The sequence below is a fragment of the Nocardiopsis moroccensis genome, from assembly GCF_055763695.1.
Window position 1 is genome coordinate 3245272 of record NZ_CP199747.1, and the last position, 19878, is coordinate 3265149.

A 19878-nucleotide genomic window follows, 5' to 3' on the forward strand; every position below is an offset into this window, starting at 1 on the left:
TCAGCCGGTGTGGGTGACCACCGAGTGAATCTCGCTCACCGGCACCGTCACCGTCGACGACGTCGACAAGTCCTCCAGGTCACCGCCCCGCCCATCACTGGCGGACCAGGACACCTCCCACTCCCACACCGCGGACAAATCCACTTCAGCGCCCGCGCCCCCAGGTGGGAGGGAGGTGTAGGTGTGACCGCAGTCCGGCGATCCCTCCTCGCGGTAGACGGAACTGGAGAAGACCGTGCCCGCGCTCTCACACACCACTTGGTGGCCGTCTCCGGTGTCCCACACCACCCGGGTCGGGGTCGCGGCCACTGTCACCGACCCGGCGTTCACCGAGGCTGTGGCTGACACCGGTTCCCAGTCAGCGGAGTCGATCCACAGCCATGACGGGAGGTTCACGAACCGGGGCTTGTCCGTGTCGGGGGCGGTCCCGATCTTCGGCTCTGGCAGGTTCATCACCGCCCGTGCCTGCTCAGCCAAGACCACGGGATCGAACGTCGGAGCGCTCGAAACACCCGACGACGTGGCGCTGCCTTCGCATCGTGCGGTGCCCGGCGGCATCTGCAACGGCTCCTGCGTCCCAGGCTGAGCGAACTCCACATCCGAAACCACGCAAGCTGGGCCATCCTCCTGCCCCGCACCGGCCGCTCTCCCCTGCTCTCTTGGAACCGAAAGCGAAGAACCACCTGCGGTCCCAGGCGCCCGCGCCTGAACACGGCATTCACTGTCAGAACAGGTAGTGAGGGAGGAGAACCCCTCGTCCGCTTCTGCCTTGGCGGGCGCAACAATTATGAAGAACAGGCACATCACTACCGACCCCAAAATCAACGCCCCTACTGGTGAGAGGGGCGGGCCGCTAGTCAGCATGATCCGTAGTCCTCAAGCCAGAGTTCCTCCACCAACCACCCGTCGTGGCGTTGGGTGACCGTCGCCGTCACCAACCGCTGTCCGCTCGCCCCCGTCGAACCGGAGGACTCCTTCACTGTCCAGTCGGAGTCATCAAGGCAATCCTCGATCAGCACCAGGGAGTCATCGGCAGAATCGGCCTGGGTTTGCGGACTCATCAACGGCTCACCGGTCGCGGTGAGCCCCTGCAACATCGCGTTGGTGAGCTCTAGCGCCTGGTCTGAGGCATAAAGCTCCAAGTCGGGATGGCCGACCGCGCCCTCGTGCGAGCCTTCGACCACCACGCCCCACATGTTCCGGTAGGCCTCCAAGGCCAACTCCTCAGGCGCAGGACTGGGACCGGACGGGGCAGCCAGAGGCAGCGGTGTGCTTTCTGAGACGCTCTCGGGTTCGCTCTCCTGCGCCGCGCACCCCGCCAGGGCCACTACAACTGCCGCCCAGATCACCCCGCGCATGGTGTACCACTTCCGATTCCTTGCCTGGCACGACCTCACACCGTGCTTCCGAGGGGTGACACTAGCCATACTCAGAGTCACTACACAAGGGGAATTCGGGCACTCTCCGTCACCAGAACTGTGAAGAGAACCACCGCCCTCCGGTGTCGAACTCTCTACCTGCACAAACACCGAAATGAGCAAACGCAAGCAGGGCCCTCCCCAATGCGAGGACGGCCCTGGATCCTTCTTTGACGTCAGGCTACGGGCTGCTGTTGGGCGTGCCACTGTCGCACTAGCACGGCCAGATCGGCCCACTCTTCGTGTGGCTCAGCTTCGCCCGCCCCCTCGGACACGCTCGGAGCTGGCGCGCTCCGCGACGTTTTCAGTGGCGCGCCCGGGTCACGACGTTGGGCTCGGTGGCGCTGCTCGTATGCGACCAGATAGGGGCGCACCGCCCGCACCCCGTCCTCATCCATGCACCAGCCAACCTCGGGCAACCGCTCCACCACTCCTTCGCTGACGTAGAGCTGCTGGGCCCGGTTGGTGTGCTCGCGGCGAGCCTGATCGTAGCGCCGCACCCATTCCGGATCCTCGTCCCGGACGGGGGCGGGTGACGCTGTCTCCACTCGAAGCGGCGGCCTCTTCTTCGCCGGTCGCGGGTGCAACGTGGGTGGCGGCTTCTGGACGCCGAGGACGGCTTCGAGTACGGCCCCGACCGTCCAGCGCACGCGGCTGGCCCAGCCGCGTCGACGCCTGCGGTGTCGGCCCCTACCATGGTCCATGGTCTTCCTCCTGGCTGATTCAGGCGGGGGATCACGCCTCGGGCGGTGTTGGAGCACCGTCCGAGGCACCTTTTCTTTTGTTCTTTGCTTTTTCTCGAGGCGTGCGTTCCGCTGTTCGGGGCGGGGTGGGTGTCAATGGCCCCGCGAGGTCGTACGCCACTCGCCGAGGCTGCGCTTCCTCACCCCACCCGATACCAGCGGGCAGGTGCTCCTAGCTGGCTCTCAGGGCCCGCTCGGCCGAGATCGCCACGGGCGGGCGGGGAGTGTGTACGGGCATCACAAAGAAGCCCTTTCTTTTGAGCACGCGAAAGAATTCGGACAAATAGGAATCGCGTTCATCTGGGTGGAACGGCGTGGGTGCGATGTTTCCCTATGCAAGCGAGTATTTTCAACCCCGCATTGCGTAGAAGTCATGGACCAGCGAAAACACGGGAAATGGGGCCGCGCGGGCAACGTGCCCGCACAGCCCCACAGCCGTCCCACGGCCCGCTGGGCGGCCCCGTCCCGGGGGTTCCCGGGCTGGTCGGCCCTGTCCCGGTGTGGGGCGGGTGGTGGCCGCTCAGCCCGGCCGCACCGCCGCCACGAACCGGTCGCTGTAGTACTCGCCCGCCACCGGTTCAACCCGGATGCTCTGCCCCGTGCGCGGGGCATTGACCATCTGCCCGTCCCCCACGTACATGGTCACGTGCGACGGGCTCCCTCCTGGAGCCCCGGTGTCGTAGAACAGCAGGTCTCCCGGCTGCAGCTCGTCCAAGCCGACACGGGCCCCGGTGTTGACCTGGTCGGTGGTCACCCGCGGCAAAGCAACCCCGGCCGCTTTCCAGGCCTGCATGGTCAGCCCGGAGCAGTCGAACCCGTGCGGGCCGGTCCCGCCCCAGATGTAGGGTCTGCCGACCTGGGCCAGCGCCCACTCCACCGCCGCCCGCCCCTGCTCAGTACTGGCCCCCAAGCCCACCTTGGGAACCTGCGCAGCGGCCTGGGCGATGATCTCGGCATAGGCCTCGATGTGCCCCACCACCTTGTCCACGTACCACTGGGCTCGGTTGTAGCGCAGCAGCGCCGCTTCGAGATGGTCTGGATCGGTGAAGTCGACCGGCTCCCCATCGGGGTGGCTCATGCACAGGTACACCGCCGCGCTCCACACCGCGTCGTGGATGTTGTGCGGGTCAGCGACTCCGTCGTCGTTGCCGTCCAGGCCGTGGGTGGTCCAGGTGGTGGGGATGAACTGCATCGGCCCCACCGCCCGATCGAAGCGGGCGTCGCCGTCCCACGCGCCACTGTCGCTGTCTATGTGGGGTGTGGTGTTCCCGCCCTCTCCGCTCCCGTCCAAGGGTGGTCCGATCATCTTGGGCCGCACATCACCCGAGGCCGACACCTCCCGATCGGCTACGTGGTTGGATTCGACTTTGCCGATACCGGCCAACACCGGCCACTCCATACCCGTGCACCCCTCGAGCTCCTCCTCCAGCCGTGCCGCGGCCTGGACGTAGGCTTCCAGGACCGGCGCGGGGATTCCCTCCACCTGGCCCGGCACCCCCACCGCGTGCTGACCCGTACCGCCCAGCACACCAATGAACAGCGCCGGAACCAGGAAGAGAACCCCCGCACCAGCGAAGACCTGACGCATCATTCGCTGTCGCCCTGGCCCTGTTCCTTTCGTGGATGACGGCGGGCGATGTCGACCAGGTTCAATCGTTCTCGGGAACGCTCTCCAGCGGCCCACCACACCCGCTCTGCTGGCCCCGTCTTCCCGAGGTGTTCGTGAGTGGTCACGTAGGCGCCGACCGTTCCTGTGACGGAAGAGGCGAGTTTCCTGGCCAGGTGGTCTTCACGCGTCTGGGAGTGGACGGCGAACAGCACGATCGAGGGCAGACGGCTCTCTCGGGCCAGACGCCCGTACCCGGCCATCTTGCGCTGTACCTTCGTCAGCGGCTCGGTGCCGGTGTCGTACTCCCAGAACGCGTCCAACTCGGTATCGCCCTGGCACCAGCGCATGTAGGCGTCGGGGCGGATGTAGCGCCCCCACCTCAAGGCGCACTCGCGTTCGGACTCCCAGATCGCCAAACGGGCGTCCTCGCACGCGCGGGCGGCCTGGGTCGTGGCGATCAAGCACTCAACCAGACCGAGGGTGTGCCGAAGCTGGGCCGAGTGTGCTCGGGCCAGGACCCGGTCTTGGCGAAACCCCAACTCGTGGGGTTCCAGTCCCTGGTGTTCGGCCACCAGGGCGGCCCCGAGCGGGGCCAGGACCCACCGGTCGGCTACGTGGCGGCCGGGGAAGGGACGGAAGCGGTCCAGGAGTTCGTAGCGGTGCAGTTGCAGGAGTCGCTCCCGGCAGCGCCGGCCCCCGGATGCGGGGAAGTACAGACGGTGGAGCTGTCCGGTGGCCATGACATGGTGTGCGTGCAGGCCCGCGAGGACTTCCCGGTCGCGCGGGGTGATCCTGGGGGCCAGATAGACGAGCCTGCGACCGTACTCGGCCAGGTCGGCCACGGGGCCGATTCCGTTTGCGGCGTTAGCTTCTACCACTTGTCCTCCTCGCTTTCGCCTCGGTTCTCGGCAGTGGGGTCCTCACTCGGTCCGTGAGCGCGGGCGGCCTGACGTACCTGTGTGGCCCGCCCCCTGGTCCCGTCCGGCAAAGGGCGGGTGCGTACCGTGGTCGCCCCGAGTTCCTTGGCCCCCACCAGCGGGCGTACCGCAGCCTGGAAGGCGCCCAGGTGGGTGAGGTCGTAGGCGCCCAGCACTGGCTGGGTGTGCTGCTGCAGGCTCGCCGCATCATCGGGTGAAGCGGAGAAGTAGATCTTGGAGCGGGCGTTGGCCGAGACCGCCTTGCGCAGATCTCCCGGGAGCTGCCCGAGTTCCTGGTGGGCCAGGGTCAGGCCGAGTCGGTAGCCGCGGGCTTCGGCAAGCATGTCCTCCAGGCTGCCGGGCAGGTTCAGGAAGTTCTGGCACTCGTCCACGTACGCGCACAGGTCTTTGCGCTGGTGTTCGGGTGTGTGGATGCGGGCGGTGACCGCCTGCCAGGTCGCAGCCAATGCGAACGAGCCGATCAGCGAGCTGGTGTCCTCCCCCAAACGACCCTTGGGAAGGCGCAGCAGCACCAGGTGACCGGAATCGAACAGCTTCGGCAAGTCGATGGTGGAAGGCCCCGAGGCCACCACCTGGCGCACCCAACGCCTCAACAGAGCCGTCCTGAGCTTGTTCAGCACCGGCCCTGTCACCGACGACCTTGCTGAGACGGTGAGCCCGGAGTACCAGCCCCAGAAATCTTCGAGGGCTTCGTCCTCGCCGCTGCGGGCCACGACCTTGGCCATCACCTCCGCACGTAGAACATCGTTGGAGAGCAGGCGCGGCACGTCCCCCAGGGTCAGCGCGGGGTCCTTGGCCCGGGTCAACGTGAGTGTGGCGGCCCGCAGGATGTCGTCGGTGCGAGGTCCCCAGTACTCGGCGTAGATGCGGCGGAAGATCCCCACCACGGTGTCGCTCGTGAAGTCCGCATCCGGGCCCTGCAGAAGGTTCAACCGGGGAGGCGCCGCGTTATCATCGGGGTCGAACAACACCACCTTGTCCACCGCGTGCTCGGGTAGGCGGGCCAGGATGTCGGTGATCAGGTCCCCGCGCGGGTCGATCACCAGCCCTGCCCGACCCGCCTCGGCGTCTTGGAGGACGAGGTTAGCCAGCAGGGTGGACTTGCCCGACCCGGTTTTGCCGAGGATGTGGGTGTGCTGGCGGGCCTCCACCACCCCCAAGGCGACCGGGCGCTTGGTGCCGGCGTCGGCGTCCCCGACCACCCGGGTGTTCTCACCCCCACGCGGAACGGCCGGTGCGGGTGCGGCCGGGCGTGCTCCAGCGCGGGCCAGGCCGGGCACGCTGGTGTCGGTGGGCAGATGCGCGACCCCCGCCAGTTCGGCGGTGGACAGCAGTGCTCCGTGGGCCAGGAACCGGTTCACCGCCCACCATTCCGGTTTGAACATCAAGTGCCGCCCCAGGTGGTTGGTGCCCGAGGTGAACGCCGCGAAGCTCGAAGCGATGCCGTGAGCACGGCCCCGCAACCGCTCCCGGAACTCATCGCCCTCGTGGGTGGTGGTCAGGATGTAGGAGAGCGAGCACGCCAACCTCGGGCTCGAGGCCTTGTTCAGGATCGCGCGGATGTCGTCCCCGGTCCCCGGCAACGACACCGCACGACGTGCCCCGCCCCCGGCTCCTGCCGGGGTGAAGGCATCGACCATGGCCGTGCCCATCCCGGTGTGCCCGGCGATACAGGCTGCTGCTTGTCGGGCCTTCGCGGCCCGCCACCCCGTGACCGGCCGGGCGGTGATGCGTACCAGGGCGTGTTCGCCCTCGACCAGGTCCTCCATCGCGCCCAGTAGAGGGCGGGCGGGGTCGTCATCGAACCGGGTCTGCAACGGAAACGCCTCCGCCCGCCCCAGCCCCAGGTGCCCGCCAGTGGTGTAAGCACCTTCGGGGAGCGGTGACTCGTTCGGGGCCAGGTGGCGGGTGGAAGTGGTCGCACCGGGCCAGGCCGCCGAGATCGCCCGCTCCACGGTTCCCGGAGGCACCGTTCCGGGCACCCACACCTGGTAGCGGACCCCGGCCGCGGAGCCGATGATTTCCAGGGCCAGGTGGGGTTGGAGCAGCCACCGTGACCAGCGCGGGCGCAGCAACCCCATGGTGTGCTGCCAGAACGCGCGCGCGTTCTCCAGGCTGGCCTCGGGTGGGGGCAGGATCTCCACCACCCGGGCTTCCTTGGACAGGTGGATGTGGCGAGCCCACCTGAGCCCGAGCACCACCGCACCCACCAAAGCCCCGGTGAGCGGGATAGCCGCGATCAGGAGGAAGATCCCCCCGCCGAGCAGGAACTCCAGCATTAAGCCGCCTCTCCGTCGTTGCCTTTGTCTTCGTTCTCGCCCCAGGCCAGGGCGGTGTCGTGGTCCTGGGCGTGGTGTTCGAGCTCAGCCGCCGCTTCCGCTTCGGCGCGCATCGCGGCCAGCTCGGCCGGGTCGGAGGTGATCAGGGCGTGCTCATGCGGTGAAGCGAGGGGGTGGAACCCGACCCGCTGATGGCCCGCCACCAGCAGCGCGGACCCTCGGGGCGCGGTGCCCACCAGGTGGGTCTCACCCGCCGAGAGATGGAAGGCTTCGGCTACCGCGTCGAGGTTCTGCGGAGCCTGCTTGAGCAGGACCTGGGTGGCGGCGTTGGCAATCACCACACGGCCGAGTTCGGTGGAGAGCACGTCCCCCACGTCCTGGGTTACCAACGTGAGCCCGCACCAGTGCTTGCGTCCGGCCTTGGACCAGCGGGCCAGGTAGCGGGCCGCGGCCGGGTCCTGGATCAACAACCAGGCCTCATCGACCACCACCATCCGGGGCCTGGCGGGTCCGGATACGGTGACGTGTCGCCAGATGGCGTCGAGTGCGAGCAGCACCCCCACCGGGCGGACCTGCTCGGGCAACTCTTTGAGGGACACGACAGTCAGATGACCACCCACCCGAGCAGTGGAACCGCCTTCGAACAGGGCCGCGTGGGAGCCGTGCACGAAGGGCTCCAGCCGCTCGGACAGGCCCTGGGCCGCTCGGGCCGGGCTCTCTCCCGTGCCGGGGTCGGTGGCGATCTCCTCCAGCGCCTCGGCCAGATCCGCCAGCACCGGCGCGGCCCTGCCCCAGGTGGCGGGATCTCGGGTGATCCCGGCCCCGGTGTAGGCGGTCACGATCGCACGGTCCAACACCGACTTGTCGGTCGCGGTCAGCTCACCGACCATCGCCCCGATGAGGGTGTGCAGGAACAACGCCCGTGAGGTGAAGCTGCGGCCGTCCTCACCCTCCTGCGGCAGCGGTAGGGCGAACGGGTTCATCCGTCCTTCGTTCGTGCCGAGGCTGATGGTGGTGCCGCCTACTGCTTCGGCCAGCCGCAGGTACTCCCCCTCGGGGTCGATGACCGCGACTTCCACACCGACAAGCAGGGACCTGAGGATCTCCAGCTTGGCGAGGTAGGACTTGCCCGCACCGGAGCGGGCGAGGATGACCGAGTTGTGGTTGTCGAGATCGCCGCAGAACCGGTCCCAGGCCACCAACCCGCTGCTGTGGGTGTTGGTGCCATAAACCACGGTGGTCTCGCCCAGGTCCGCGACCAGCTCTGGGGAGGTGAACGGCAGTGTCGTGGCCACCGCGTCGGTGTCCATCGACCGGCCCACCCCCAACGCGTCGCTGCCGAGCGGGAGTGTGGAGACCCACCCCGCCAGGGAGCGGAACGTCGAAGGGACCGCGTCCACCAGCAGCGAGTCGCACAGCGCTTTGACCTGCTGGAGTTCGGCCTCCAGGTGCTCCAGGCAGGTGGCGTGCACGGTGATGTAGACCGCGATCCGGAACAGCTTGCCCTGGCCGGTGGCGATGCGGTCGGCGATCTCGGCCGCATCAGCCGCGGCCGCCAGCTGGTGGGGGTCCTCCACCCGGCCCTGGCCGCTGCTGGTGCGGTGCGCCGACTCCAAACGGGCCCGGCGTTTGCGCAGTTGGGTGGCGGCGCGGGGCGCGGGAACCGGGCCCAGGTGGAAGCTGATGTCGAGCTGGCCCGGGTAGGCCAGCAAGGGTTCGGCCCAGCCGACCGCGACCTCGCGCGGGTAGCCGGTGACGGCCAGGGTCTGGCACACCCCGCCCTCGACCTCCAGGTGTCGGGCCCCGACATGGATGGCTGGGCCGCCCAGAGCCGGTGAACCGGTGTGTTTCCACGAACTGCGCACAACCATCTGCTCAGTCCTCCTGTTCGTGTGTGGTGTCGAGGCCTGCGTCGTCGGTGTCGGTCAGGTGGGTGCCGGGGGCGGTCATCGAGGCCCGTAGCACCTGTTCGGCCGCCTCCCCGTCCAGCACATGGGTACGGATTCCGAGTGCGGCGAGCCGGTCCGCGACGTCTTCCGTACGGCGGCGCAGAGCCCCACCGGTGCGGCGGGCGGTTCCGGTGGTGGTGACCACGACCAGCACCTGTTGGTGGGAGAGCTCGTGGGTAGCGGCGATCTCCTCGAGGAAGTCCGCGTGCGCCGCCGCGGCGTCGCCCAGGGCCGGGTGGGGAAGGTGGTTGGCGTTGGAGCGCACCATCGCCACCAGCCCCGACAAGTCAGCGCGGCGGCGTTGCACCAGGATCTGGACGGGTTCGGTCAGCGAGTCGAGCACCCCAGCGAATGCCGCCACGACCTGGTCCTGCTCGCGGCCCGAGGCGAGTTGGAACGGGATGGTGGTGCAGGCGATCACCGCCGCGCAACGGCCGCCCAGGTCGATCACCCCGCCGGGGGTGATGGCCGAGGCGGGCAGGCGCAACGGCGCCAGCTTCGGTTGCCTGAATCGGGGTGCCCAACGCGGAAGGGCTGGGAGTGCACCGCTGGGTGCGGGGACCAGGTGCTGGGGTGAGCGCTTCCACGCCCACGCGCTGGCCAACACCTTCTCCAGGCCCCGGCCGTCGCGCTCGGCCAGCGCGATCGCGATCACCACTCCCAGGAGCGGGGCCAGACCCAGCGCGAGGACCCACAGCGGGATGGCCTCGCGCAGGAGCAGGTAGGCGATCCACGCTGCGGCCAGGGCCGGGGCGATGATCAGACACTGCCTGGCGGTGAGGTTGAACAGCAAAGGTTCGGGGCGGTCGATGTCAGCGGGGATCCGACCCCGCCACGCCGAGGGTTCCTCAGGCACAAACACGCCTTTCTCGTGTGGTCCTTCTTGATCAGTGCGCTACTTGGTGTCGCGGCGGGGTTTGGGGAAGAGCCCGTACTGCTTCCACCGCCTCCTCGGGTTCGGGAAGAGCGGCCTCTGCCCCTTGACGTGGGCGGGCTTGGTCCACTGCACGGGCGGCATGTCCGGCAGGTGACCCAACCTCGGCGCGGACGTGGTCGTGGGTCGGAGCTTGGGTTCGGGCAAACCGAGGCGCTCGGTTGCGCGCCGGCCGGGAACCCGCGTCGGTGGCGGGGTCGGCAGCACGCCTTGCCTCCACCGGCGCTGCGGTGGCCCGGCAGCACTACCGCCCTGTGGTGTGGTGCCAGGCGGCGTTGGGCGTGCGAAGAGCGTCTGCTGTCCCACCGCAGGTGATCCGGGCATACGACCCTCCTCCAAAGCACGGCGTGCGGGCGCGGGCGGCGTGGGGCGTGGCGGCGGTACCGGAGGCAGTGCTTTCTGCCCCGGCAGAGCAGGCGGTGGCATGCCCGGGTCAGGGCCCGGTCCGGGCCGAGGCCAGTGGCCGCTAGTGCCAGGCCCGGGGAGAGCGCGCCGCCCTCCGGTGGTCAGGTCCCCGACCGGGTCGGGCGGGTCGTGGCGGTGGCGGTACCACCACGCCTGGGGCTGGAGCGGTTGGAGCCCGGACCCCGGTTTGGGGTGGTAGCGGGGCAACGGCTTGCCAGAGCGGCGTTGAGGCCAACCGAACTGGGTTCTGCGGAACCCGAGGTCGAAGGCCTTCGGTAGCCGCAGGGAGCCCAGGGAGCGGAACGCCATCATCCAGGCGATGTTCTTCAACAGGGCCGCGATCGGACTCGTGCCGGGGTTGGGTTGCCACACCAGGCGGCTCACCCACGAGCCGATCCGGATCTGTACATACAGCAGCACCAGGAGCAGCATCAGGTTCATCAGCCAGCCGTCACCGCTGGCGCTCCCGTTCTCTGGCGAGGCGATGACGCTGCTGGCCAGGGTGGTGGTGTGCTCGGAGCCGGTGTCGAGCACCACCTGGCCCCCACCCGGTTCGATACCGGACGCGGTGGTGTTGCCCATCAACGACATCTGGCCTTCGAAGAAGAGCTGCATCATGGCCAGGAAGGCCACGGCTTGGGCGATCGGGATCGCGCACGCCCCCACCAAGCTCTTCCACCACAGCTCCGCAAGCCGGTTGGTCTGCGGCAAGGCGTGAAACATCAACAAAAGCGGAGCACCGACGACCAGGACGATGACCACGCAGATGCGGACCGCTTCGCTGATCATCCACACCACCAACAAGACGACGATGACGACCAGCAGCAGCACGGTGAACAGCACCGCCTCGACGAGGATGACGTCCATCCGGTCGCGCAGATTCTCAGCCGCCTCGCGGGCATCGATGCCCCGGGCGCCGATGGCGGTCGCCATGTCGTTGGACAGGCGGATGATCTCGGTGGCCAGCCACATCGACAGGTTCGCCGCGGCGAACCCGGCCACGAGGCGGGGCAGCAGGTCGGTGGCCGAGTAGCGCATCTGGATGGTCTGGTAGCCCATGGCGATCACAGCGCCCGCCATGATCAGCAACAGGTAGACGATGTTGGTCGTGGTCAGGATGCCGGTGTGCAGGGCCTTCATGCCCTCGGTCGGCATCGGGGTCCAAAACGCCCGCTCGGCCAGCCATTCCAGGGCCGGGTTCAGCCCGCTGATGACGAAGTCCGCGAACCAGTTGCTGATGTGGCAGCCGCCGTCGGTCAGCCCGCAGTCGAAGACCTTGTCCTCGGTCTCCAGCTCGACCGGTTCCTCGGGAAGTTCCGTCGGTTCCTGCCTCCCTCCTCGAGGTTCGTCCTCGCGTTCATCTTCGGGAGGCGGGAGCAGGTCGTCGGTGATCTCCGGCTCCGGAGCAGGCTCCGACCTATCAGGGCCAGAACCACCCTCAGACTCGGACGCCGGTTCTGGTGCGGGTGCGGGTTCTTGCGGGGGTGGCAGCGGGTCGTCCGAGGGCGGCGGCAACGGCTCGTCCGAAGGCGGATCCGTTGGAACCCGCGCCCACGTGTGCAGCGGCCTCATGTGCCACCACCGGCCTCACCCGCAGCGAGAATCCACTCCAAGATGCTCATCAGCACCGTGGCCAGCACTGCGATCCCGTACCCGATGGCCACACCGGTCAGCGCCCGTTTGGCCCCATCGATCGCCCCCGGCTCTCCACCGGCGACCAGCCACCGCACCCCCGCGATCGTCAGAAAGAGTGTTCCGAGCGCGGTAGCGAGCACCATGAGCACCAGATAGACCCGGTTCACCACCGCCACCAGCGGCGCCGCTGTCGCCTCGGCTGGCTCCGCCGACCCCTCAACATCACCCGTGGTCTCGGCCCACACCCACGAGGCGTCATCGGCCGTCACCATGCACCACACCGTGGCCACCAACGCGGCGACCATGATCACCAACAACCTGCGCACCCCAAGCCCCCTCTTTTCGCTCGCCCACCGAGCCCCTGCCACGGGCTCCGACGCGGCTTCCGTCCGCCTCCGGGAGCCGGTCGGGCCACCCTGCGTGGGTCACCTGGCCCGACCGGCCCTTTTACTGAGTTAGGAAGCCACCGGCCACGGCGTCTTCGACGCCTTCGGGCGGGCGACTTCGCTGGCGCGGTGCCCGTCTCCGGGCGAAACCGGCGCACTCACCGCGAGGGAAGGACCGCTCGGGGCACGGCCGGGTGCCGCGCTCAGCGCGGCGGCGAGCCGGGTCTCGGCCCGCTGGCGGCGCTTGGCCAGCGTTTTGTAGGCCACCCCGGTTTCGGTGGACAGCGCCACCAGCGAGACTTTCTCCAGGCGGGTGCGGGCGATCAGCTCCGCCTCGGCAGCGGTCACGGTCCCGGCCCGCACCGCCTCCTGCAGGACCGACTCAGCCGAGCGGGTGGTCTCGGGGTCGTCCTCGAGGTCGGTGGCTTCGGCCGAGCCCCACTCCCGCTGCGCGGCAGCGGCCAGGGCGCGTTTGCGCTCGCCCAGAGCGGCGCGGCGCACGCGGCACAGCAGGTAGTAGCCCAACGTGCCGTGCTCCAGAGTGGCGGTCCGGATCTGGCGGATCGTGAACGCCACCAGCTCGGCCTCGATGAACTGGACGCTGTCGGGGTCCAGGCCCCGGCTGGCGCGGCCCACGCACCCGCGCAGCAGAGGCATCGCCAGTCCCAGCGCGCCGACCATCCACTCCTGCGAGCGACGGGCCGCCCGCATGGTGTGCCGCCAGACCGCGTCCCTGAGCTGGTTCGGCGTCGCACGGTCCAGCAGCACCTCGCGCAGCTCAAGAAGCGAGTAGGTGCGCTCCTCCAGCCACGGGTGCACGTGGGTGCCGTGCAGGGTCAGATGTGTGGGCGCGATCTCAACGAAGCTGGATTCGATCTCACGAAGCAGCGAAAGGTTCATGTGTTCCCCCTGGAAGTGCCACCGGGATCCGACAAGAACCACTTAAAGGCATCATGGACTCAGGGTTTGCTCAGAATGGTCTCAGAGCACACTCAAACCTGACTCAGAACAGACTCAGAAGTGACTCGCCAACGCCAAGGGAAGGTAAAGTATTTTCGCCTGGAGCCCTGACTCCTAGACGTGTGAGTCATGCAACCAGGGGCGGACTCAAAGCTACTACCTGCGTATACGTTGGACTCACGGGATGACTCAGCGATCCGCGAGCGGACTCATGAGTCATCGTGAGCGTTCGATCTAGGAATCTCTGAAAAATTCTTACTGGACTCTTTAGACACGCACACGATCGCGCACAGAAAGCCACCAAGGAAGATTCTCTGGCGCCCCATAATCACTGCCGAGACGACCTATGGAACCGACACATCTCTCTCAGTTGTGAGTACACCGTCACTCTTCCTGATCCGGTGTGGGTCGTTATCTTCTTCACGGTGAGTTATCCCGGTGGGATGTCGAACTTGCCGTCACAGCAGCTCAGGATGAACACCTTCTACTCTGCGAACGTCGAGCATCGTGTGTCCCTGCCTGGCAACTGGCTCTTGGTCTCCTGGTGTGGACGCCGTATCGCCTGTTCACCAAGCGAGGTCCCCTCCTGACCTACCGGGCCATAGGCCTGTCCGGAGCGTTGGAGCTCGTGCGGGTAGACACCGTTGTTGACTCCCCACCGAGGAACCCCGGAGGCTAGGTTGTCCCCGTACTCCACACGACTCGAAGGGTCCCTCCATGACCGACTACCTTCAGGTGTCCACGGCGACCGAAACCCGCGAACAGGCGCTAGAACTGGCCAAGTCCGTGGTAGCTGCCAAGCTCGCGGCAGGGGCACAGATCGTCGGCCCGGTAACTTCGGTGTACTGGCACCTGGCCGAGTTCGGAACAGGGGAGGAGTGGCAGCTTCTGCTGAAAGCGCGCGCGGACCAGTACCCGCAGATCGAGTCGCATCTGATCGGACACCACCCGTGGACGAACCCGGAGGTCGTCGCGACCGCGATCGTGGCGGGCTCCCCGGATTACCTGCGCTGGGTCGGGTCCACCACAGCCCCTGAGACCACCTAACGGGTGCTGGCCAACTCCAGCACGTCGGCGACCTCGGGCAGAGCGTGGTGGGAGGCGAGTTTGTCGAGCACCGGAGCAAGTCGCTGGCGTGGACGCACGGACGCCACATCCGCCGAGAGAGTCAACACCCGGGTAGCGCTCGCCGCTGCCTGCTCGATCTCCCCGGCAGCGACGTAGGCCGAGGCCAACCAGGTCGTATACAGGGCCTTGTCTCGGGCATGCGCGTCATCGAACCCGGCGAGTGCTTGCTCCAGGACGGGAACGGCGCGTAGCGGCCGGCCGAGTTCGGCCCAGCACCGCCCGGTCATGATCCCCAGTTCGGTGTGATCGACCCAGGACGCCCAGTCCGGCTGAGGAGTGTCCACTCGTTCGGCGAGCGCGCTCACCGCGGCCTCCAAGGCACGTTCGGTTTCGCCGGGCTCTCCGGCGAGTGCGTGTGCCCAGGCCCGCCGCTCGTGAAGAAGGGCGCGGGCGCTGGCCGGGGCGTCGGGTCCTACTGCGTGACAGGACTGGAGGGCGATGTGTTCGGCGGTACGGGGGTCGTTTTCCTGGTAGGCGAGGAAGGCCAGCGCGTTCGCGGCGAGAACAGGGTTCCCTGCTGTGGTGGCTGCGTGGTGGCTGTCCTCGTACAGGCTGCGCGCGTCCTCGTGGTGGCCCGCGTCGAAGGCCGCCCACCCCGCCTGTTGGGCCTGTTCGGCCAACACCGACAGCAGGTCACGGCCGGTGTTCTCGGTGTAGGTGCATTCGCGCAGGAGACGTTTGGTCGCCTGGTATTCACCGAGGTAGACACGGCGGGTGTCGCCTCCTCCCAGCACGTCGTCCAGGCGGCGCAGGCGGGCAGCGCGGTCGCGGAGCTGGCGGGGGACGTCTTTCCCGAGCCGCTGTCCGGTGGGGGAAGCGGCCGGGGTGGTGAGGGCGACGGCCAGCCCGGCGGAGGCGCTGAGGAAGTCTCGGCGACGCACGGTGTCCTCTCCGGTGGGTTTTTCCCAGGGCCGTGGGGCGAGCCCGAGCATGTGGCCGGGGATGTGCAGGGCGTCTGCGATGGCGGTGATCTTCTCGAACGTGGTGATCTTGCCCTGTCCACGGGCCAGTAGTCCGACACGGTCGGGTTTGATACCGCACGCCTGGGCGATCTGGGCGTAGCTGAGCGGGGTGGTGGTGCGCGACAGTCGGAACACGGTGCCGAAGTCGTGGCGGGCGAGCGCGTCCTTGACGTCCTGGCGGGAGAGGAACTCAAGGGGCAGGGCGGTCGGCGGTCGGTACGTGGTCATTGGGGGTCCTGTCGTACCTGCGAACACTGATCGTGTCCACGACCCTACCCATGATGGGTATCCCTTTCCGGGGGATGTCGGATGCTCGTACCGCGTGCAGGGTGAGGGGCAGTTCGCTGTTCGCCATCAAAGGAGGACCCGGCAACCGTCTCTCCCCAGATGGATCCATCGGCACCTCACCTGAAACGAGGACGCGTGACCATCGCACCCGAGCACCCCACCTCCGCCGCAGGCATGCTCTGGCTCGACCTCACCCGCTCATGCCAACTGGCCTGTGCGCACTGCTACAACTCCTCAGGGCCTGACGGTGACCACGGGACCATGACCCTGGACGGTTGGGTTCGCACCCTCGACCAGGCCGCAGATGCCGGAACGCGGCATGTTCAGCTGATCGGGGGCGAGCCCACCACGCACCCTGACGCCCCCGAGATCGCGGAACACGCCCTGGGCCGGGGCATGCGGGTGGAGGTGTACTCCAACCTCTTCCGTGTCACCGACACCTGGTGGAAACTCCTCCAGCAGCCAGGGATGAGTCTGGCGACCTCCTACTACTCGAAGGAGGCCGCCTTTCACGACGAGATGACTCGCCGTTCGGGATCCCACCAGCGCACCCGGGCCAACATCGTCCGCGCGGTCAAGCTCAGCATCCCGGTCCGGGTCGGCATCGTCACCGCCGACTACCGGGGCGTGGACGAAATGCGTGCCGAGCTGCGATCCCTGGGGGTGAGTCGTGTCGGGGTGGATCACGTGCGCCCCTACGGTCGGGGAGGCAACGGACAGGACCCCGACTGCTCGGGGTTGTGCGGGGCCTGCGGTGACAACCGGGCCGCGGTGGCTCCGGACGGCACCGTGTCGCCGTGTGTCTTCTCCACCTGGATGCCGACCGGTAACGTGCGCGAGGAAGGGCTGGCCACCATCCTCACCGGTACCGCGATGACTGACGCCAGAGCGGCCATTCACGCAGCACAGGCGAAGAAAGACGACGATGACGGCCCCGTCTACGTCCCGTGCAGCCCGGACAAGGACATCTGCAAACCTGGCGGGCCGCCCAGCGAATGCGACCCTCGGCACTGAGGACCCATGGACAACACCATCATCGAGCTCATCCGCCCTCACACCGGGCAGGTGGAGCACATCAAGCCCGCGCCCGGTTTCGGCTCCTCCAGTACGGGCCTGATCGAAGCGGCCGAGGGGCGGTTCTTCGTCAAGGCCACCCCGAAGGACAGCAGGGATCTGGAGGCCGCCCAACGTGAAGCCGCCATCAACCCCTTCATCCGAACGGTGTCACCAGCGATCCGCTGGCAGACCGAGGATTCGGAGTGGTTCGTGGTGGGTTTCGACGTAGTCGAAGGCCGCCGGGCGAGCTTCCTGCCCGGCTCGGAGGACCTGCCGACCGTGATCGACACGTTGAACCGTGTCTCGGCTCTCCCGTTGCCAGAAGTCGCGGATGACTGGGTGGAGACCCGCTGGGACAGGTTCACCACCGAACAGGAGAAACCCCTACTGCGTGGGCGCACGCTAACGCACACCGACATCCACGGCCGCAACTTCCTCATCGGCCCGAAGCAGACCTGGTTGGTGGACTGGGAGTGGCCTACCTGCGCCACTCCGGCTGCCATGCCCACATGGTTGGCAGTGCAGATGATCTCCTCTGGCCACACCCCGCGCTCCGCGGAGTCGTGGGTGTCGAGGTGCGACGCGTGGAAGGCGGCTTCCCCGGCGAGCTTGGAAGCCCTCGCACGGGCGAATGCCCGGATGAACAACTGGTTCGCGCAGCTGCGCCCGGATGAGGAGTGGTTGAGAGCTCTGGCTGACGCTGCTGAGACGTGGGCGAAACATCGGGCTGAGTAGCCACTCAACGCGTAGGAGGTTGGCCCTTGGGTTGCGTGTCCTCCGGAGTACTCTGAAGTGGATCAACTGGAACGGGCCCTGCCACTACACCTGGCAGGGCCCGTTCCTGTGCCATCTACCTGGTGGCGGCCACCGTGCCGAGGAGCGCGGACCACTCGTCAGCGCGGAAGGACAGGTGACCGGCTTCACGATTCTGGGTGTCACGGAGCCGGGTTTCAGGCCCCTCAGCGACCTCCACGCAGTTCTGCGAACCAGAGCTGTAAGACGACTTGTGCCAGTCGGCGGTGTTCATGATGCCGAGTACTCCTTGATCAGGTCGCGCAGCAGGTCAGCAGATGCCTCGGGGGTCCGAGCAGCTGCCTGCAATCTGCTGTAGAGCATGCCATATCGGCGCACTATAGATGGGTCGTCGGAGGTCTGCCCTCGCAGAATCGACTCCACATGGAGGACTTCTGGCGCAGCCGGGGCAGCGATGAGTGCGAATGACCCATCGACTCCGGGGTGAGGATACTGCCCCCACTTGTATATCTGAACCAACACCCTTCCCGATTCTTGTAGTTCAAGAAGTCTCGTACACTGCTCGGCCATCACCTGGGGAGAAGCAAGAGGCCTGCGCACAACCGCATCGTCCATCACGACGTGATAGTAGGGGGTCTGCAACTCAAGCAACTTCTCTGCCCGCTTCATTCTGGTTTTCGCCCTTTCTTCCACTTCTTCGGGCGTGAACCAGGGGGCACCAGAGGAGATGACCGCCGCCGCGTACCCCTCTGTTTGCAGGTTGCCCGGCACGTGGAGGCGCTGGTATTCACGGATGATCTCCGCTTCCTGCTGGTGTCGGGCCAACTCTCCCAACCAGTCGACCTCGTCCGGGGCGAACAGCTCCCGATGCAGACGCCGCAACCGCCCCTCAGCCTTGAGTGCATCATCCAACTCACCGACCAGCGATTCCGCAATTTGGCGTTTTCCCTGTTCAAAGTGCGATATGAGGCCCTTACTAACTCCCACGCGCTTGCCCAGAACCTGCTGTGTCATACGCATCGCGCTCCGCTGGCGGGCGAGAGCACGACCCATACGGACGTTTCTTACGTCCCTTTCATCACCTTCTTCCATGTCTCCATGGAACCACAAGAGGCTACTCAGAGGCTACACAAGTCAACAAGAAAATACCTTGAGTAGACAAAGGTGAACGGCGAGCACAAGACGCTTTTCCATCACGGCCCACCGTGCCATGTTGTAGTCCATCCGGAAGCCTCGCGGGCCCAAAAAGAAAACCCCGGTGACCGAAGTGGAAGGCGGCCGCCCGGGGTGAGGCCCCACCCCGACGTAACCGAGGTGAAGACGCATGCAGTGTATCGCCCCCAAACCCACACACACCAGGCCCGAACGACAAGCCCGCCACAGCTTCCCAGGCCTACCCCACCAGGTCGGCGAAGCTCGCCGCTGGGCCCTGAAGACCCTCACCTCCTGGGGCCAGAACGTCCCCGACCAGTTCACCCTGGTGATCACCGAACTGGCCACGAACGCGATCGACCACACCCACAGCGGAGGAGCAGGTGGCCAGTTCACCCTCCGCCTGGCGCTCCACACCGACCACATCCGCGTCACCGTCCGCGACGCCGGCCCCCGCCAGGGACGCACCCCCACCCGGCGCACCCCGAACCTGTCCGCGCAGCACGGCCGCGGCCTCACCTTGGTGGACGCCCTGGCCCGCGCGTGGGGGCCGTTGAAGATCGGTACCGGCGTCTGGGCGGAGGTGCCCCGGTGAGCGGCCTGCTGTTCTCGATGGTGCCGCTGGCCCAGGCCATGCCCCGGCCCACACCGCGCGCCCATGCCGTGATGGCCGCGATGGAAAGCACCCTGCTCGATACCGGCTACACGCCCCATGTTCAGGTGAGCGAGTGGTCGATCGACGCCCGTCTCTACCAGGACCGCCACTGGGAACAGGGCCAGCCCATCGGCCACCACCCCCAACGCGCGGTGGCGTTGCGCCTGCACCAACATCGCCCTGACGAGCTGTGGTGGCTGGTCGAGTACCCCGCCCGAACCCCCACCGAGTGGCAGTTGCCGTCCTCAGCGCAGAGTCTGCGCCGCCTGGCCTTCCTCGGGGACGCTTCCCGCCCCGTGCACGCCCAAGACCTCGGACTCGTGGATCACCTCACCGATCGGCCAGGGCCCCGATGAGTCGCCGCATCGACCATCGATGGCGGATCGCCACGCGACGACAACGCTTCGTGGATCTGCGATGGAAGGCCGCAACGACCGGTAGCGGGTTCGTCCTGACCCGCCAACCCCGCCTGCTCGGGGCGATCTACATGCTGATCCCGCTGCGTGGACCGGCCGAGCTCTTCTACTGCCTGGACGAGGTCGAGCACTACCTGAGTCAGCGCACCCACCCGGCCTCATGAACCGGTGGGCCGACGACGCACCCCTTGAGGGGGTTTTCCGACGGTCCA

Annotated in this window: 19 protein-coding genes; 6 read left to right on the top strand and 13 right to left on the bottom strand. The window is 67.4% G+C overall.

Annotation, left to right across the window (positions count from 1 at the left end):
- The 10 genes from ACUKCB_RS14460 to ACUKCB_RS14505 form a co-directional block, all read right to left on the bottom strand.
- A complete protein-coding gene (locus tag ACUKCB_RS14460) occupies positions 1–477 on the bottom strand; it encodes a hypothetical protein (protein WP_473036128.1) in 477 nt (158 codons plus the stop codon).
- Between the two features lie 380 nt (positions 478–857).
- Positions 858–1214 (bottom strand): hypothetical protein, encoded by a 357-nt coding sequence (locus tag ACUKCB_RS14465; protein ID WP_473036129.1) that lies wholly within the window; start codon positions 1212–1214, stop codon positions 858–860.
- A 1467-nt stretch (positions 1215–2681) separates the two neighbouring features.
- Positions 2682–3752: a C40 family peptidase gene (locus ACUKCB_RS14470; protein ID WP_473036130.1), complete on the bottom strand. Its 1071-nt coding sequence runs from the start codon at positions 3750–3752 to the stop codon at positions 2682–2684.
- On the bottom strand, positions 3749–4648 hold the full coding sequence (locus ACUKCB_RS14475) for a replication-relaxation family protein (RefSeq protein WP_473036131.1): 900 nt from the start codon (positions 4646–4648) through the stop codon (positions 3749–3751). The genes ACUKCB_RS14470 and ACUKCB_RS14475 overlap by 4 nt, the downstream gene beginning before the upstream one ends.
- On the bottom strand, positions 4642–6987 hold the full coding sequence (locus ACUKCB_RS14480; protein WP_473036132.1) for a type IV secretory system conjugative DNA transfer family protein: 2346 nt from the start codon (positions 6985–6987) through the stop codon (positions 4642–4644). Before ACUKCB_RS14480 ends, ACUKCB_RS14475 begins: the two co-directional genes overlap by 7 nt.
- A complete protein-coding gene (locus ACUKCB_RS14485; RefSeq protein ID WP_473036133.1) occupies positions 6987–8858 on the bottom strand; it encodes a VirB4 family type IV secretion system protein in 1872 nt (623 codons plus the stop codon). The genes ACUKCB_RS14480 and ACUKCB_RS14485 overlap by 1 nt, the downstream gene beginning before the upstream one ends.
- Before the next feature lie 4 nt (positions 8859–8862).
- Entirely contained in the window at positions 8863–9792 is a 930-nt protein-coding gene (locus tag ACUKCB_RS14490) for a PrgI family protein (protein ID WP_473036134.1), read from the bottom strand.
- A 39-nt stretch (positions 9793–9831) separates the two neighbouring features.
- The gene (locus tag ACUKCB_RS14495; RefSeq protein ID WP_473036135.1) at positions 9832–11847 is read right to left on the bottom strand and encodes a TrbL/VirB6 family protein; all 2016 of its coding nucleotides are present in this window, start codon (positions 11845–11847) and stop codon (positions 9832–9834) included.
- Positions 11844–12236 (bottom strand): hypothetical protein, encoded by a 393-nt coding sequence (locus ACUKCB_RS14500; RefSeq protein WP_473036136.1) that lies wholly within the window; start codon positions 12234–12236, stop codon positions 11844–11846. The genes ACUKCB_RS14495 and ACUKCB_RS14500 overlap by 4 nt, the downstream gene beginning before the upstream one ends.
- Before the next feature lie 129 nt (positions 12237–12365).
- Positions 12366–13196 (bottom strand): sigma-70 family RNA polymerase sigma factor, encoded by an 831-nt coding sequence (locus tag ACUKCB_RS14505; protein ID WP_473036138.1) that lies wholly within the window; start codon positions 13194–13196, stop codon positions 12366–12368.
- A 777-nt stretch (positions 13197–13973) separates the two neighbouring features.
- On the opposite strand from ACUKCB_RS14505, the gene cutA reads away from it, so the two are divergent.
- Positions 13974–14303: a divalent-cation tolerance protein CutA gene (cutA, locus tag ACUKCB_RS14510; RefSeq protein WP_473036139.1), complete on the top strand. Its 330-nt coding sequence runs from the start codon at positions 13974–13976 to the stop codon at positions 14301–14303.
- Here cutA and ACUKCB_RS14515 read toward each other — a convergent pair.
- A complete protein-coding gene (locus ACUKCB_RS14515; RefSeq protein ID WP_473036140.1) occupies positions 14300–15574 on the bottom strand; it encodes a transcriptional regulator in 1275 nt (424 codons plus the stop codon). The two genes, cutA and ACUKCB_RS14515, sit on opposite strands and share 4 nt — an antisense overlap.
- A 195-nt stretch (positions 15575–15769) precedes the next feature.
- Between ACUKCB_RS14515 and ACUKCB_RS14520 the strand changes: the two genes are divergently transcribed.
- Together ACUKCB_RS14520 and ACUKCB_RS14525 are read left to right on the top strand one after the other, a co-directional pair.
- Complete coding sequence (locus ACUKCB_RS14520) at positions 15770–16648, top strand: radical SAM/SPASM domain-containing protein (protein WP_473036141.1); 879 nt, start codon at positions 15770–15772, stop codon at positions 16646–16648.
- A 6-nt stretch (positions 16649–16654) separates the two neighbouring features.
- A complete protein-coding gene (locus ACUKCB_RS14525) occupies positions 16655–17425 on the top strand; it encodes a protein kinase (protein ID WP_473036142.1) in 771 nt (256 codons plus the stop codon).
- Positions 17426–17540: 115 nt separating this feature from the next.
- Here the strand turns inward: ACUKCB_RS14525 and ACUKCB_RS14530 are convergent, their stop codons facing one another.
- Positions 17541–17717, bottom strand: coding sequence for a DUF397 domain-containing protein (locus tag ACUKCB_RS14530; RefSeq protein ID WP_473036143.1), 177 nt, complete (start codon positions 17715–17717; stop codon positions 17541–17543).
- Positions 17714–18535, bottom strand: a complete 822-nt coding sequence (locus ACUKCB_RS14535; protein ID WP_473036144.1) for a helix-turn-helix domain-containing protein — start codon at positions 18533–18535, stop codon at positions 17714–17716. The genes ACUKCB_RS14530 and ACUKCB_RS14535 overlap by 4 nt, the downstream gene beginning before the upstream one ends.
- A 232-nt stretch (positions 18536–18767) precedes the next feature.
- On the opposite strand from ACUKCB_RS14535, the gene ACUKCB_RS14540 reads away from it, so the two are divergent.
- Genes ACUKCB_RS14540 through ACUKCB_RS14550 form a run of 3 tightly spaced genes read left to right on the top strand, consistent with a single transcriptional unit; the run spans position 18768 to position 19830 of the window.
- Positions 18768–19190: an ATP-binding protein gene (locus tag ACUKCB_RS14540; RefSeq protein WP_473036145.1), complete on the top strand. Its 423-nt coding sequence runs from the start codon at positions 18768–18770 to the stop codon at positions 19188–19190.
- The gene (locus tag ACUKCB_RS14545; protein WP_473036146.1) at positions 19187–19606 is read left to right on the top strand and encodes a hypothetical protein; all 420 of its coding nucleotides are present in this window, start codon (positions 19187–19189) and stop codon (positions 19604–19606) included. Before ACUKCB_RS14540 ends, ACUKCB_RS14545 begins: the two co-directional genes overlap by 4 nt.
- Positions 19603–19830, top strand: a complete 228-nt coding sequence (locus ACUKCB_RS14550; protein ID WP_473036147.1) for a hypothetical protein — start codon at positions 19603–19605, stop codon at positions 19828–19830. The genes ACUKCB_RS14545 and ACUKCB_RS14550 overlap by 4 nt, the downstream gene beginning before the upstream one ends.
- The last annotated feature ends 48 nt before the right edge of the window (positions 19831–19878 follow it).